We start from the raw sequence: 15,067 nt of genomic DNA on the forward strand, positions 1-15,067 counted from the left end.
GGCGGGAGACCGGTGGGGCGGCCCCACGCCTACGATCGGGGCATGGTGAGGCGCAGCGGCGAGGCGACTCGCGAGGAGATTCGTGTCGCGGCCGCACGTCTGTTCCGGGAGCGAGGTTTCGCGCGCACCTCGGTTCGGGACATCGCCGCCCTGGCGGTGACGAACCCGGCATTGGTGATTCGGCACTTCGGCACCAAGGAGCTCCTGTTCCTCGACACCATGCGGTTCACCATCGACGACGAGCCGCTGCTCGATGTCCCGCTGGAGCGGTTCGGTGAGCGGTTCATCGACGTGGTGCTCTCGCAGGACGACATCCGCGGGGTCTACCTGGCCCTGGTCCGCGGCAGCAACGAGGCCCAGATCAAGGTCCGGTTGCAGGCGATCCACGAGCGCACCTTCGTCGAGCCGGTGCGGGCCCGCCTCGCCGGGCCGGACGCCGACGTGCGGGCCCGGATCGCCGCGGCCGTCGTCGGCGGCCTGTTGTACGCCCTGTGGGTGGTCGAGGACGAGGCACTGCTCGCCGCGGACCGCGATGAGCTGATCGCCCGCTACGGCGCGCTGCTCCAGCAGGCCCTCACTGGACCGACCAGCCCCCGTCCGACGGCAGCACCACCCCGTTGAGGTTCACGCCGTCGTCACTGAGCAGGAAGGTGATCGAGGCGGCCAGGTGCGCGGCCTGCGCGATACCGGGGATGAGCTGCAGGAACGGACCGGTCCGTCCCCGGCCGAACTCGGACTGGTTGACCGGGGTCATCCCGGTGGCGACCCCGCCGGGTGCCACCGCGTTGGTCCGGACGCCCTGCTGGCCGTACATGAAGGCGGTGTTCTTGGTGATGCCGACGACCGCGTGCTTGGACGCGGTGTAGGCGACACCGGCGGCGTTGCCGCGCAGCGCGGCCTCGGAGGCCACGTTGACGATCGAGCCGCGGCCCGCCGACAGCATCGACGGGACGACCGCGCGGGTGAGCCGGAAGACTCCGTCGACGTTGACCGCGAAGAGTCTCTCCCAGACGGCGTCGGACGTCTCGTGGACCGGGCTGAAATCGTCGACCACACCGGCGATGTTGGCCAGGCCGTCGATCCGGTCGCCGGCCGCGGCCACGATCCGGGCGATGTCGCCGGCGTCGGTGATGTCGGCGGCCACCGCGACGAACGACTCGCCCAGGTCGGCCTCGGCCTCCTGGAGCTTGTCGGCGGTGATGTCGACGCCGATCACCCGGCCGCCCTCGCGGACGATGCGGGAGGCGGTGGCCCGGCCGATGCCGGACGCGGCGCCGGTCACGATCACGGTCCGGCCGTCGAAGCGGCCGGCGACGATCTTCTCCGTCCAGCCGCCGCTCTCGCCGTCCTCGACGGGGGTGACCCCGCCGTTGACCCGCAGGACCAGCTCGTCGACCGCCGACTGCGGCATCCGGCCCTGGCTGAGTTCGACCATCTGCTGGAGGGGCAGGCCCCGGATCGGGGCGAGCATCGAGGGATCCGCGCCGCCCGCGGCGAGCAGCCCGCCCAGGGCCGGTCCGCCCTCCGGGTGGTCCAGCCACGCGCCGATCGAGCTGTTCGCGGTCAGCGGCTTCGACGGGTCGGTCATGGGGGAAGACCCTTCGGTTCGGGGGAGGGGAAGCGAAAGTGAACTTAGTTTACTTGCGCGGGACGAGTAATCCTCTCTCCGTTGGCCGTGCCCCTCACCGGCGCCGGGCCGGAGCGGTTCGAACGGGTGAAACACGCCTGGCGCGCATGGCTCGGCGCGCGCCTCGGCGACATCACGATGTCCGGCGCGGGCGACAAAGCGCTGCTGGACCAGGCTCTGAGCACCATCTCCGGCCGCCTTGTCGATGAGGATCCGGCCGCCCCCGTACGCCGGTGACCGCGCATCGCGTCCGTTAGGGTCCTCCAATGGGATTGCTGGACAGGTTCGCCGGTTCCCCGCGCCGCCGCTTCGCCCATCTCGCTCTCCGGGTGGCTCGGAGCACCCCCGGCGTGGAACGCGCGGTCTACCAGGCCGACGATTTCGCCATCGCCGTCCATCGGACCGGGGCCGACGGCCCCGCCCACCTCTACCTCTCGAACGTCTTCCGCGAGACCGCGGACGCCTCCCCGGCGGAACGCCGGGAACGGCTGGAGAAGCTCCTGCGGCTGATGGCGCCGGCGCCGGACGACGACTGGGAGACGGTACGCCCGAAGCTGCGCCCGGTGGTCCGGCCGGTGACGTTCGGCGTCGCCGGTCCCGCCGGGATGCGGCCACCGCTGTCCCGCCCGGCCATGCCGTTCCTTCGTGAGCTGGTCGTCATCGACTCACCGGACGCGATGGCGTACGTGCTCCCGGACCGGGTCGACGAGTGGGGTGTGCCGGTCGACGAGGTGTTCGCCGCGGCTCGCCGCAACCTGGCCGCGATCGCCCGCGACACCCTCGACCGGGAGTGGCGCGACGGCGCCGCGGTCAGCATGCTCGACGACGGCGACGGATATTTCACCTCGCTGCTGCTGGCGCCCGGCTGGCTGGCCGAGCTGGGCGAGCGGATGGGCAGCCCGGCCGTCGCCTTCGTGCCCGACAACAATACGCTGCTGGTGATGCCGCTCCCGGAGGCCGGCGTCGACCAGATCTACGCCGTCGTGGAGCACAGTTTCAACGAGGCGGTCCGCTACCTGTCCCCGGTCGGTTACGTGGCCGGCCCCGAGGGGCGGGCCGTCCCGTACGCGCCGCCTCCCGGCCATCCGCACCACCTCCCGGCCCGCCGCGCCGACGCCGTGCTCGCCCTCACCGAGTACTCGAACCAGACCGACTGGCTGGCCGAGCAGTACGCGAAGGCCGGCGTCGACGTCCACATCGGCGACCTGGTGGCGGTCGAGCCTCCGGGCGGCGGTCCCGCCGAGACGATCACCACCTGGACCGAGGGCGTCAGTGCCCTGCTTCCCCGGGCTGACTCGATCGCCTTCCACCGCCCCGGCGCCGGCGTCGAGTTCCGTGCCGCCTGGCATGTCGTGGAACAGCACACCGGCCTGCGGCCGGAGCCGCTGCTGGCCCCGCCCCGCTACCGCGTCGACGGCTGGCCCGCCCCGGAGACCCTCGCCGACCTGCGCGATCACCGCCTGGATTAGGCCGCCTGGTGGAAGGCTTCCCCAGGAAGGGAGACTGCACCCTGACGTATGGTCGTGACCTGGGGAGGTCCTCTTGGCAGCCTTCGACGACGAAGAGGCCCGGCTGCGGGTGGGGCCGCCGGCCGACCATGCGGCCGGGTTGGAGGCGGTGCGGCTGAGCCTGGCCAACGCCGTCCAGAAGATGGGTGTGCGCAAGACGGTGCGCAATCTGCGCACCCTCAATCAGCACGACGGCGTCGACTGCATGAGCTGTGCCTGGCCGGACCCGCAGGGCCGCCGCCACGCCGCCGAGTTCTGTGAGAACGGGGCGAAGGCCGTCGCCTGGGAGGGCCAGCGCGACACCGTCGGGCCGGAGTTCTTCGCCGGGCACTCGATCGCCGACCTGGCCGGGCGCACCGACCACTGGCTGGAGAAGCAGGGGCGGCTCACCCACCCGATGGTCCGCCGGGCGGGCGGCACGCACTACGAGCCGATCTCCTGGGACGACGCGTTCGCCCTAGCCGGCTCCGTTCTGCGGAGTCTGGACAGTCCCGGCGAGGCGGCCTTCTACACCTCGGGGCGGGCCAGCAACGAGGCCGCTTTCGTCTATCAGCTTCTGGCCCGGGCGTTCGGCACGAACAACCTGCCGGACTGCTCGAACATGTGCCACGAGTCGACCGGCACCGCCCTGACACGCACGATCGGCATCGGCAAGGGCTCGGTCACTCTGGACGACCTGCACCAGGCCGACCTGATCGTGGTCTCCGGGCAGAACCCGGGCACCAACCACCCGCGCATGCTGACCGCGCTGGAGATCGCCAAGCGGGACGGCGCGAAGATCCTTGCCATCAACCCGCTGCCGGAGGCGGGGCTGATCCGCTTCGACAACCCGCAGAAGGCGCGCGGCCTGGCCGGGCGCGGCACCGCGCTGGCCGACCGGCTGCTGCGGATCCGGTCCAATGGCGACCTCGCGCTCTGGCAGGCGATCGGGCACCTGCTGCTGCGCAAGGGGGTGGCGGACTCCGAGTTCATCGCGTCGTCCACCGTCGGGTTCGAGGCCTGGGCCGCGCACGTCGCCGAGATCGACCGTGACCTGGTGCTCGCCGCCACCGGCCTGACCTGGGCCGAGATCGAGGCGGCCGCCGACATGCTGGCGTCGGCGGAACGGATCGTGCACTGCTGGGCGATGGGCATCACCCAGCACCGCAACGCGGTCGCCACGATCAAGGAATTCGTCAACGTCGCCCTGCTCCAGGGCATGATCGGCAAGCCGGGCGCGGGCCTGTGCCCGGTGCGCGGACACTCCAACGTGCAGGGCGACCGGAGCATGGGCATCTGGGAGAAGCCGCCGGCGTTCTTCCTGGACCGGCTGCGGGACGAGTTCGGGTTCGAGCCGCCGCGGGAGCACGGCCACGACGCGGTCGACACGGTCAAGGCGTTCCGCGACGGGCGGGCGAAGGTGTTCGTCGCGCTCGGCGGCAACTTCGTCGGCGCCATGCCGGACACCGAGGTGACCGCCGCGGCGATGCGGGGCGCGACGCTGACCGTGCAGATCTCCACCAAGCTGAACCGCAGCCACGTGGAGGCGGGGCGCACCGCGCTGATCCTGCCGACCCTGGGCCGTACCGAGCAGGATCTGACCGGCGGCCGGGTGCAGCGGATCACCGTGGAGGACTCGATGTCCGCGGTGCACGCCTCCCGCGGGCGTTCGGAACCGGTGGGGCCGCTGCTGCGTTCCGAGGTGGACATCGTCTGCGGGCTCGCGGCCGCCACGCTCGGCGACCGGTACGGCATCGACTGGGCCGGCTTCGCCGCCGACTACGAGCGCATCCGGGAGCGGATCGGCCGGGTGGTGCCGGGCTGCGACGACTACGCCGCGAAGATCCAGGGCGGCGGGTTCACCATGCCGCACCCGCCGCGTGACTCGCGGACCTTCCCGACGCCCGAGGGCAAGGCCGTCTTCACGGTCAGCCCGGTGCAGGTGATGACCGTGCCGGAAGGGCGGCTCGTGTTGCAGACGCTGCGCAGTCACGACCAGTTCAACACCACGATCTACGGACTCGACGACCGTTACCGGGGGATCAGGTCCGGCCGCCGGGTGGTGTTCATCAGCGCGGCCGACCTCGCCGAACTGGGCTTCGCCGACGGTGACATGGTCGACCTCGTGTCGGAGTGGTCCGACGGCGTCGAGCGGCGGGCCGACCGGTTCCGGCTGGTCGAGTACGACACCCCCAAGGGCTGCGTGGCCGCCTACTATCCGGAGACGAACCCGCTGGTCCCGCTCGACTCGCAGGCCGAGGAGAGCGGAACCCCCACGTCCAAGTGGGTGCAGGTGCGCCTGGAACGGCCCGCCTGATCCATACCGGCCGCCGCCAAGGAACAGGCCGAATACGCAGCGTGAGCAAGCAAAGTTAAGATCACCACTCTGTTCCCGACCTGAGAGTCTCCGATGCGCAACGCGATCACCAGGCGCCGTGCCCTGGCCGTCCTTTCCGCCGCGTCCCTCGTCCTCGCCACCGCCGCCTGTGGTGACGAGGACAAGTCCGGCACCATGGAGCCCGGGGTGAGGAAGGTTCAGATCGCCCTGGACTGGACCCCGAACACCAACCACACCGGCCTCTACGTGGCGAAGGAGAAGGGCTTCTTCGCCGCCCACGGCCTGGAGGTGGAGATCGTCCAGCCCGGCGACGCCGACCCGTCCGCCCTGGTCGCCGCCGACAAGATCCCGTTCGCGATCAGCGCCCAGGAGGCGCTCACCCAGGCCCGCGCCGAGGGCGCGCCGCTGGTCTCCATCGCCGCGGTCATCCAGCACAACACGTCCGGCTTCGCCTCGCCGAAGGACCGCAACCTGACCCGCCCCGCCCAGTACGCCGGCAAGACCTACGGCGGCTGGGGTGGCCCGATCGAGGCGCCGCTGCTCAAGACCATCGTGGCGGCCGACGGCGGCGACGCGGCGACGGTCAAGACGGTCAACGTCGGGGACTCCGACTTCTTCGCGGCCACGAAGAAGGGGATCGACTTCCAGTGGATCTTCTACGGGTGGACCGGCATCGAGGCCGAGCTGCGCGGTGAGCCGGTGAACATCCAGTACGTCAAGGAGTACGACCCGGCACTGGACTTCTACACCCCGATCCTGATCACCAACGAGAAGCGGGTCACAGGCGACGCCGACCTGGTCAAGCAGTTCACCGCGGCGGTCTCCGAGGGCTACACCTACGCCGCGAAGAACGCCGGCGAGTCGGCGGGCATCCTGCTCAAGGCCGCTCCCGACCTGAACGCCGAACTGGTCAAGAAGAGCCAGGAGTGGCTCAGCCCCAAATACCAGGACGACGCCCCCCGCTGGGGCGAGCAGAAGGCCGAGATCTGGACCGGGTTCTCCGACTGGCTCTACCAGCAGAAGGTGATCTCCACGAAGGTCGACGGCGCGAAGGCGTACACCAACGACTTCCTGCCGGTGGCGTGACCTTCCGCAGAGCCCTGCCCCCGGCGGTCACGCTGGTCCTGCTGATCGCCGGGTGGCAGATCTACACGAGCGTCTCCGGCATCGACGCCTGGCTGCTGCCCAGCCCGAAGGGCATCTGGGACGCCGCGCTCCTGCAGCGCGAGGCGCTCACCGAGCACACCATGGCGACGGCCGAGCTGACCGTGTACGGCTTCGGCGCGGGCGTGGCCACCGGCCTGGTCGTGGCCGTCCTGCTGCATCTGGCGCCGGTGCTCCGGGACGCCGTCTACCCGCTCCTGGTGATCAGCCAGAACGTGCCGGTCATCGCGATCGCCCCGTTGCTCGTGGTGTGGCTCGGCTTCGGCCTGGCCCCGAAGATCGTGGTGATCGTGCTGGTCTGCTTCTTCCCGGTCGCGGTCGCCACCCTGGACGGGCTCCGGCGCAGCGACCCGATGATCGCCGACTACCTGCTGATGAGCGGGGCGAACCGGCGACAGCTCTTCACCAAGCTGCAGTGGCCACACGCGCTGCCCACCATGTTCTCCGGACTCAAGATCGCGGCGACCTACAGCGTCTTCGGCGCGGTGATCTCCGAGTGGCTGGGCGCGGAGAAGGGGATCGGCCAGTACATGATGATCCAGAAGTCGGCGTTCCGGGCGGACCGGATGTTCGTCGCGATCGCCATCGTCATCGTTCTGTCCCTGGCCGTCTTCGGCCTGGTCGTCCTCGTGGAGAAGTGGACCGTGAAGGGGCGCCGTCGTGGCTGACGCCTTGACCGTCCGGGGGCTCTCGCACGCCTTCGGCGACCTGTCCGTCCTCTCCGACGTCTCGCTCGATGTCGCGCCCGGGGAGTTCGTCTCCATCGTCGGGCCGTCGGGCAGCGGGAAGAGCACGCTGTTCCACCTGATCGGCGGCCTGATCACGCCGTCGGCTGGGGAGATCTCGGTCGATGGGCAGGCGGCCAGGCGTGGCCTCATCGGATACATGCCGCAGCAGCCCGCCCTCATGCCGTGGCGAACCATCGAGGCCAACGTCGTCCTGGCGCAGGAGATCCGCGGCAAGGCCGACAAGCCGGCCGCACGGGAGTGGCTCGCCCGGGTCGGCCTCGACGGGTTCGCCAAGTCGTACCCCCATCAGCTCTCCGGCGGCATGCAGCAGCGCGTCGCCTTCCTCCGCGCCCTGCTCTCCGACCAGCCGCTGCTCTGCCTCGACGAGCCGTTCAGCGCCCTGGACGCCATGACCAGGATCGAGATGCACCGTTGGCTCCTCGACATCTGGGAGGCCAACCGCCGGGCGGTCCTCTTCGTCACCCACAACATCGAGGAGGCGCTGCTGCTCTCCGACACCGTCTACGTCTTCTCCCGCCGCCCCGCCACGATCCTGGAGAAGATCACCGTGCCGTTCGGCCGCCCGCGCCGCGACGCCGTCGTCGACGACCCCGCGTTCGTCAAGCTGCGCCGCCACCTCACCGACCTCCTGACAGGTGCTCCCCGATGACCGGTCCGCTTCTCTCGCCGGCCGATCTGGTCGTCCGCCGGGAACACGGTGACCTGGTCATCCTCGACGCGACGGTGGCGCTGGAAGCACCGCGCCACGACGGTGACCACCGGTCGTCGTCCGGCCGTCCCGGCTGGGAACAGGCCCACATTCCCGGCTCCCGGCACGCCGACCTGCTGCACGACCTGAGCGACCCGTCCGCGCCCTACCACTTCGCCCGCCCGTCCGCCGGCGTCCTCGCCGCCCGGCTGGCCGAACGCGGTGTCCGTGACGGTGTTCCGGTCGTCGCCTACGACCGGGCCGGCGGTATCTGGGCGGCCCGCCTCTGGTGGCTGCTCGACTGGCTCGGCGTCGAGGCCTACGTCCTCGACGGCGGCCTGTCCGCCTGGCGGGCCGCGGGTCTGCCGGTCACCGCCACCGCCACCGCGGAACATGCGGACCTCGTGCCCGCCCCGCTCCGCACGCCCGTCGTGCGGGACGGGCGGTGGGTGGGGCGCGAGGACCTGAAGCGCTGGCTCGCCGAGGACGTCCAGGCGACCGTGCTGTGCGCGCTCAGCCCGGAGGCGTACGCCGGTGAGGTCCCGACCCGATACTCACGGCGTGGCCACATCCCCGGCACCGGGAACGTGCCGGCACGCTCCCTGCTGGGCCCGGACGGCCGGTTCCGTCCCGAACCCGAGCTGCGCCGGATGCTCGGTGACCTGCTCGCCGATCCGGCGCCGATCTGGCTCTACTGCGGCGGCGGCATCTCGGCGGCCACGCTGGGGCTGGCCCTGACCGTCCTCGGCCGGGACGACGTGGCCCTCTACGACGGTTCGCTCCAGGAGTGGTCCGCCGACCCGGAACTGCCGATCGAGCTGGGCCGATGAGCACACCGCCCCGGCCGGGAACCGTCGCCCGGGGAACGAGCTGGCCGGAGGCCGTCGCCGCCCGGGTGGTGGCCTGGGCGCGGGGCCTTCCCGTGGACGAGGGCCGGCGCATGATCGCGATCGAGGGCCGGTCCGGGGCCGGCAAGACCACCCTGGCCCGGGCCGTCGCGGACCGGCTCGGTGCGCCGCTGATCCACATGGACGACCTGTACGCCGGATGGGACGGCCTCCGGGAGGGCGTCGGCGTGCTGTGCGACTGGGTGCTGGAGCCGCTCGCCGGCGGGAAACCGGCCACCTGGCGACGCTGGGACTGGACCGCCGGCGCCTACGCCGAAGAACATCCGGTGCCGGACGGTGACTGGCTGGTCGTCGAGGGAGTCGGCGCCGGTGCGCGGGTGCTCAGGCCGTACCTGCGCGGGGTCGTCTGGGTGGACAGCCCCGCCGCGGTGCGCAAGCGGCGCGCTCTCGCTAGGGACGGGGAGACCTATGCCCCGCACTGGGACCGGTGGGCCCGGCAGGAGGACGCGTACTACGCGGCCGATCAGGTCCGGGAGACCGCGGACCTGATCGTCGAGAACCCGGGCCGCTGACCTCATCGGGCGAACCCGCGGCCGGTCGCCGGGTTCGGCGTGATCAGTGATCGCGGGCCGCCGCGGCCGGTCGTGCGGTCCCGGTCAGGGGGTCCGCGGCTCACGTTCCATGAGCGTGACGCCGAGCAGCGGGTGACTCCAGCGCTCCACGACCCGGTAGTCGCGGGCGATCCGGTCGCGTTTGGGCGCCGACATGTTCTGCAGGGGATCGGCGGGGGAGTCGACCCGGATCACCCAGATGCGCGGCGGGGCGCCCAGGCATGCCGCCTCCGGGCACTCCCGGGCCAGGAACCGGCCGTCCACCCGCTGCCCGGCCACGGCGAGGACGTCGGCGGGCCGAGGCCGCGGCAGATAGCGTTCGTAGACGTCGCGGGCCGCCCATCCGAGGCTGGGATGGCCGTCGGTGAAGACCGCGACGTCGCCGGGCCGGTGACGGGGCGCGATGATCTGGGCGATGCGGGCCGAGTCCTGGCCGTGGCCGGCCGACTCCCGGACGTCGAGCTGGGCCGGGTACCCGAGGAACGCCGCGACGGCCACCATCGCCGCGGCCTGCGGGCGGCCCGCGCGGGCGGCGCCACACACCGCCAGGACGGTCAGCGCGGGGATCGCGATCAGCACATAGCGGGCCACCCAGATCTCGGTGACGGCGCCGGCGGCCAGCAGCAGCGCGGGCGGGGCCAGGCCGGCCGCGGCCAGTGACCAGCCCATTCGGTCACGGCGCAGGCCGGCGAACGCGAGGGCCAGCACCATGCCGCCGACGACGGCGGAGACGAAGAGCTGGGCGGGCAGCAGTCGTACGGTCGGGGTGCCGACCAGGCCGATCCAGGAGATCTGCGCGGTCTGACGGGTCGCGTACAGGCCGAGCGCCAGCGCGGGCAGGCTGCCCAGCGCGGCGGCCGGCAGCCACGCACGGATCGCGCTTCGGCCGGCGAGGGCGTGCCCGGCGACCATGAGCAGCGCGCTGAGCGGATGGAACACGCCGGTGACGGCCACCACGAGCCCGTAGGCGACGGCCCGGCCCGGTGACGGGCGGTCCAGCAGGCGGACCAGGGCGAGCAGGGCCAGCGCGGCGAGGAACACGACGATCGCGTACGGCCGGGCCTCCTGCGCGTAGCGCGAGGAGACCGGGAGGACCGCGAAGAGCAGGCCGGCGAGCAGGCCCACCGCGTCGCCGCCGGCCCGGCGGCCGAGCGCGACGACCACCACGGTGGTGGCGACGGCGGCGATCAGCGAGGGCGACCGGATCGCCCAGGTGCCGGTTCCGGCGACAGCGGCGAAGACCTTCAAAGCCGCGTAGTACGGCGTGAGCACCGCGTCCACCGACCCCGCGAGCCGCCACAGCTGATCCCAGTCGAGCCGGATCGCGCCCCAGGTGGCGAGTTCGTCCGCCCAGAGCGAGGCCCCTCGCATCCGCCACCCGCCGACGGCGGCCATGACCAGCGGAGGCGCCACCCAGATCAGCGGGTACGGCCCCCGCAACGGCCGCCGCGGTGCGGTCCGGGCGGGGCTCTGCGGGCTCGGTGCGGTGACGACGCTGATGACGATCTCCTGGGCGCGGCTGTGGACAGCCAGCGTAGGCACGACGGCGACGTGGCGCCGGACGCCGGGAGGGAACAGTCCGTGAACGCCCGGTGCGGTTCCCTTCGGCCGCCCCGGCTTGCTCAGGCGGTGGGCGTGAGGACGCACTCGGTCGGCAGAGTGAAGGCGAAGATCGTGCCGCCGCCCGGATTGGGCAGCGCCTCGATGCGCCCGCCGTGCCGCTCCACGATCCGGCGGCAGATGGCCAGCCCGAGGCCGGTGCCGGGCGTGCCGCGGCCGTTGCTGGCCCGGTGGAAGCTGTCGAAGACCGCGGCGTGCTCGCCGTCCGGGATGCCGATGCCCCGGTCGGCGACCTGCACGCAGACCGTCCCGGCGTCGTCCACCTCGGCCGTCACGTCGATGCGCGGCGCCTGGCCCGGGGGCGTGTACTTGATCGCGTTGCCGACCAGGTTGTCGAACACCTGCCGGAGCAGCACCCGGTCGCCCCGCACATGCGGCAGGCACCCGACGAACACGTCCGGCGCGGCCTCCGGGACGCCCGGAGCGTCGATTCGCGTGGTGACCACGTCGTCCACCAGCTCCCGCAGACCCACGTCGGCGATCCGCATCGTCGCGTCCCGGGCCGCGGTGTAGTCCAGCAGCTCGGTGATCAGGTTCTGCATCCGGTCCGCGCCGGATATCACCTTGCCGGCGCTGCGCAGCGCGTCCTCCACGGCGTCCGGCCCGGCCCCCGGTTCCGCCAGCGCCTCGATGATCAGTTCGGCGTACCCGTGCACCAGGGTGAGCGGCGCCTTCAGATCGTGCGCCACCACCCCGGCGAACCCCCGCAACTCGTTCTCCACGTGCTTGCGGTCGGTGATGTCGTGAAAGACGGCGACCGCGCCGCGCTCCCCGGCGGCGGTGTCGATCGGCCGGGCCGACACGCTGATCACCCGGCCGTCCGGGTGCAGCGGATTGCGGACGATCATCTCCACCTGGTCGCTGTCCTCCCCGCGCAGAGCCCGGGTCAACGGCAACTCCTCCACCGGGTACGGGGCGACGCCGTCCAGCCGGAACAGGCCGGAGTGATCCGGCCAGGCGCCCGGGCCCGCGGACTTCCCACCCTCACCGAGGATCCGCCGGGCCGCCGGATTGTGCAGCAGGAACCGCCCGTCCGGCCCGACCACCCCCACACCGTCGCTGATGCCGTCCAGCACCGCCGTCAGCAGCCGGGCCTGCCGGTGCGACTGCTCCTCACCGGCGAGCAGCTCCGCGGTCGCCAGACGGACCCGCGCCTCGGCCCGCTCCCGGCCGGTCGCCAGCACCCACACCAACATCGTCAACAGGAGCGTCAGGCACAGCCCGCCGCCGGCCACGGCCAGGGGCAGGGCGCTCGCCGCGCCCGGCAGGCGGTCACCCACCGCGGCCAGATGCAGGGCCCAGGTGCCGTCGGCGACTTCGACGGTCACCGTACGGCGCAGGTCCCGCTCGCCCGGGACCGCCGCCCGCAACGAGGCGACGATGACCTCCCGCCGCTCCGGATCGTCGGCGCGCAACGCCAGATCCAGCAGGCCCTGGCCGGCCTGTGCCAACGTCGCGCCCATGAAGTCCTGGCCGCGGACGCCGAGGACGATCCAGCCGAGGAAACGCTGGTCGGGACCCTGATGCACCGGGGCGGTCAGGACGAACGAGCTCTGCCGCCGCTCCGGCGGCAGCCCTTGATCGACGATCAGGTGATAGGTGTCCGAGACGGTCACCTCGCCGCTGCGGCGCGAGTCGGCCATCGCCGCGGCCGGCGCCTCGGCCCGGATCAGGTCCGTGCCGGGCGTCACGTCATTGCCGTCCAGTGGGGTCACATAGACCGAGAAGAGGTGGTCGCCGGTGCCGTACGGAAGCAGTTCCAGACCCGGCAGTCCCCGCTGCCGCCACCGCTGCTGGACCTCGGGCACCTGGTCGTGGGAGGCCGGCACGACTAGGGCGACCGAGGTGGCGCCCGCCAGGTTCATCGACTTCAGCGGCTCGGTCAGGGCCGTGTACTCGGCCATGGTGAGCTCGTCCTGCGCACCGGCAGCGGCCGCCGTGGTGAGCAGGGTGTCGACATAACGCTGCGTCTCCGAGCGCACCGCCTCGGCCGCGGTGGCGGTCCGGCGATCCATCTGAATCGCGCCGGCGGACGACTCGTGCCGCTCCAGCACGATGCCGACGCCCAGCGCCAGACCACAGCCGACCAGGGCCACCAGAGCGCTGATGACCGTCCGCTTCCCCCTCACCCCTGCCTTATCGGGTCGCCGAGCCGGACGACTGAGCGGTGCTCAGCCGCCGGTGCGGAGGGGACAGCGCGTGAGCAGGCGGCGGGGTTATTCTAGGAGGGCATGACAGATTTTCAGCCGTCCATCGGCGGAGATGACATGCCGGCCGAGCGGATCGCTCCGGCCACCGATCCCGGCGCGCATGTGGCCCTTTACGGCACGGCCTTCGCCACGGGGTCGAGTGCCCTCGTCGACCGGTTCTACGAAACGGACGCTGTTCTCGTCCCGCAACCGGGCATGCCGGTGACGGGTCCGGCCGGGCGCCGTGCCGCCTATGAGCATCTGCTCGGGTTCGGCGTCCCCATGCTCGCGCGGACCAGACATCTCTACGTCGCCGGTGACATCGCGTTGTCCGTGGTGGACTGGTCGATGCGGGGCACCGCGCGGCAGGGCTTTCCGCTCGACATGGCCGGCGTCGCCACGGACGTGCTCCGCCGGGGAGCCGACGGCCGGTGGCGCTACCTGATCAACAACCCCTTCGGCTCCGCCTCCTGACCACCACGGAAGGCGGGGGACTGGTGTCCCCCGCCTTCCGCGAGGTGTTACTGGACGACGAAGAGCAGGCGGTTCGGGGAACCGCTGCCGGGGTTGGTCACCACGTTGGGAGTGGCGCTGCCGGTCAGCGCTGACGCCACCTGGGCGGGGGTGTAGCCGGTGTTACGGGAGAGGACCAGGGCGGCCGCGCCGGCGACGTGCGGGGCTGCCATCGAGGTGCCGCTGATGGTGTTGGTGGCGGTGTTGCTGTTGTACCAGGCCGAGAGGATCGACGAGCCCGGCGCGAAGATGTCCAGGCAGGTGCCGTAGTTGGAGTAGCTGGCCCGGGCGTCGGTGCTGGTGGTGGCGCCGACGGTGATCGCGGTGGGCACGCGGGCCGGTGAGGCGTTGCAGGCGTTGGCGTTGGAGTTGCCGGCGGCGATCGCGTAGGTGACGCCGGAGGCGATCGAGTTGCGGACCGCGGTGTCGATGGTGCTGCTCGCGCCGCCACCGAGGCTCATGTTGGCGACCGCCGGCTTGACCGCGTTCTGGGTCACCCAGTTGACGCCGGCGACGACGCCGGCCGTGGTGCCGGAGCCGGAGCAGTTGAGCACCCGGACGCCGACCAGCCGGACGGCCTTGGCCACGCCGTACGTGCTGCCGCCGACCGTGCCCGCCACGTGCGTGCCGTGGCCGTTGCAGTCCACCGCGCCGGAGCCGACCGCGTCGTAACCGGCGGTGGCCCGGCCGCCGAACTGGCTGTGCGTGTAACGGATGCCGGTGTCGATGATGTAGGCGGTGACGTTGGAGGCGGTCACCGGGTAGGTGAAGGTGGTGCTCAGGGGACGGGCGCGCTGGTCGATGCGGTCCAGGCCCCACGGCGCGTTGGTCTGCGTGGCGTTCAGCGACACCACCTGGTTCTGTTCGACGTACGCGATTTTGGAGTTGGCGGCCAGCCGCTTGGCCTGCGCCTCGGTCAGGGTGGCCTCGTAACCGTTGAGCGCCGTGCCGAAGCTGCGCTGGACGGCCCCGCCGTAGGACTTCGTGACGCCGGCCTCCTGCGCGCCGGACTTCAGGACGACGATGTAGCTACCGGGGATCGCGTTCGCGGTGCCGGCGAGCCGGATCTGGCCGGTGGCCGGAGCGGCCGCGGCCGGGGTGCCCGTCGCGACGACCGCCAGTGCGAACAGTCCGGCGGCCAGGATGCGGCCGCCACTGCGTCGAATCGCCATGTTCTTCCTCCCTCGGGCCTGCCGGCGGCGAGCACAGGGATGGATGCTCATCACTCGACAG

General features: G+C 72.0%; 14 protein-coding genes. 10 read left to right on the plus strand and 4 right to left on the minus strand.

Going from position 1 to position 15,067, the window contains the following annotated elements; translation table 11 throughout:
• Window positions 1–42: 42 nt before the first annotated feature.
• Complete coding sequence (locus QLQ12_RS28275) at window positions 43–621, plus strand: TetR/AcrR family transcriptional regulator (protein ID WP_282763583.1); 579 nt, start codon at window positions 43–45, stop codon at window positions 619–621.
• Here QLQ12_RS28275 and QLQ12_RS28280 read toward each other — a convergent pair.
• On the minus strand, window positions 575–1,588 hold the full coding sequence (locus QLQ12_RS28280; RefSeq protein WP_282763584.1) for an SDR family NAD(P)-dependent oxidoreductase: 1,014 nt from the start codon (window positions 1,586–1,588) through the stop codon (window positions 575–577). The genes QLQ12_RS28275 and QLQ12_RS28280 overlap by 47 nt on opposite strands.
• An 81-nt stretch (window positions 1,589–1,669) precedes the next feature.
• Between QLQ12_RS28280 and QLQ12_RS28285 the strand changes: the two genes are divergently transcribed.
• The 8 genes from QLQ12_RS28285 (at window position 1,670) to QLQ12_RS28320 (ending at window position 9,473) form a co-directional block, all read left to right on the plus strand.
• Window positions 1,670–1,864 carry a hypothetical protein gene (locus QLQ12_RS28285; RefSeq protein WP_282763585.1) on the plus strand — a complete coding sequence of 65 codons (195 nt, stop codon included), beginning with the start codon at window positions 1,670–1,672 and terminating at the stop codon, window positions 1,862–1,864.
• A 29-nt stretch (window positions 1,865–1,893) separates the two neighbouring features.
• Window positions 1,894–3,096, plus strand: a complete 1,203-nt coding sequence (locus QLQ12_RS28290) for a hypothetical protein (protein WP_282763586.1) — start codon at window positions 1,894–1,896, stop codon at window positions 3,094–3,096.
• 73 nt (window positions 3,097–3,169) lie between these two features.
• Window positions 3,170–5,431, plus strand: coding sequence for an FdhF/YdeP family oxidoreductase (locus QLQ12_RS28295; protein WP_282763587.1), 2,262 nt, complete (start codon window positions 3,170–3,172; stop codon window positions 5,429–5,431).
• Window positions 5,432–5,524: 93 nt separating this feature from the next.
• Window positions 5,525–6,538, plus strand: coding sequence for an ABC transporter substrate-binding protein (locus QLQ12_RS28300; RefSeq protein ID WP_282763588.1), 1,014 nt, complete (start codon window positions 5,525–5,527; stop codon window positions 6,536–6,538).
• Window positions 6,535–7,284, plus strand: a complete 750-nt coding sequence (locus QLQ12_RS28305; RefSeq protein ID WP_282763589.1) for an ABC transporter permease — start codon at window positions 6,535–6,537, stop codon at window positions 7,282–7,284. Before QLQ12_RS28300 ends, QLQ12_RS28305 begins: the two co-directional genes overlap by 4 nt.
• A complete protein-coding gene (locus QLQ12_RS28310) occupies window positions 7,277–8,014 on the plus strand; it encodes an ABC transporter ATP-binding protein (RefSeq protein WP_282763590.1) in 738 nt (245 codons plus the stop codon). The genes QLQ12_RS28305 and QLQ12_RS28310 overlap by 8 nt, the downstream gene beginning before the upstream one ends.
• Window positions 8,011–8,883: a sulfurtransferase gene (locus QLQ12_RS28315; protein WP_282763591.1), complete on the plus strand. Its 873-nt coding sequence runs from the start codon at window positions 8,011–8,013 to the stop codon at window positions 8,881–8,883. The genes QLQ12_RS28310 and QLQ12_RS28315 overlap by 4 nt, the downstream gene beginning before the upstream one ends.
• The gene (locus tag QLQ12_RS28320; RefSeq protein WP_282763592.1) at window positions 8,880–9,473 is read left to right on the plus strand and encodes a nucleoside/nucleotide kinase family protein; all 594 of its coding nucleotides are present in this window, start codon (window positions 8,880–8,882) and stop codon (window positions 9,471–9,473) included. Before QLQ12_RS28315 ends, QLQ12_RS28320 begins: the two co-directional genes overlap by 4 nt.
• A gap of 84 nt (window positions 9,474–9,557) precedes the next feature.
• On the opposite strand, the gene QLQ12_RS28325 is transcribed toward QLQ12_RS28320, so the two are convergent.
• Window positions 9,558–11,054, minus strand: a complete 1,497-nt coding sequence (locus tag QLQ12_RS28325) for a glycosyltransferase family 39 protein (RefSeq protein ID WP_282763593.1) — start codon at window positions 11,052–11,054, stop codon at window positions 9,558–9,560.
• An 80-nt stretch (window positions 11,055–11,134) separates the two neighbouring features.
• Window positions 11,135–13,261, minus strand: coding sequence for an ATP-binding protein (locus QLQ12_RS28330; protein ID WP_282763594.1), 2,127 nt, complete (start codon window positions 13,259–13,261; stop codon window positions 11,135–11,137).
• 102 nt (window positions 13,262–13,363) lie between these two features.
• Here QLQ12_RS28330 and QLQ12_RS28335 point away from each other — a divergent pair, with 102 nt between their 5' ends.
• Complete coding sequence (locus tag QLQ12_RS28335; RefSeq protein WP_282763595.1) at window positions 13,364–13,795, plus strand: YybH family protein; 432 nt, start codon at window positions 13,364–13,366, stop codon at window positions 13,793–13,795.
• 47 nt (window positions 13,796–13,842) lie between these two features.
• On the opposite strand, the gene QLQ12_RS28340 is transcribed toward QLQ12_RS28335, so the two are convergent.
• A complete protein-coding gene (locus QLQ12_RS28340; RefSeq protein WP_282763596.1) occupies window positions 13,843–15,006 on the minus strand; it encodes a S8 family peptidase in 1,164 nt (387 codons plus the stop codon).
• Between the last annotated feature and the right edge of the window lie 61 nt (window positions 15,007–15,067).

This window comes from Actinoplanes sandaracinus, assembly GCF_030009775.1.
Lineage (GTDB): Bacteria > Actinomycetota > Actinomycetes > Mycobacteriales > Micromonosporaceae > Actinoplanes > Actinoplanes sandaracinus.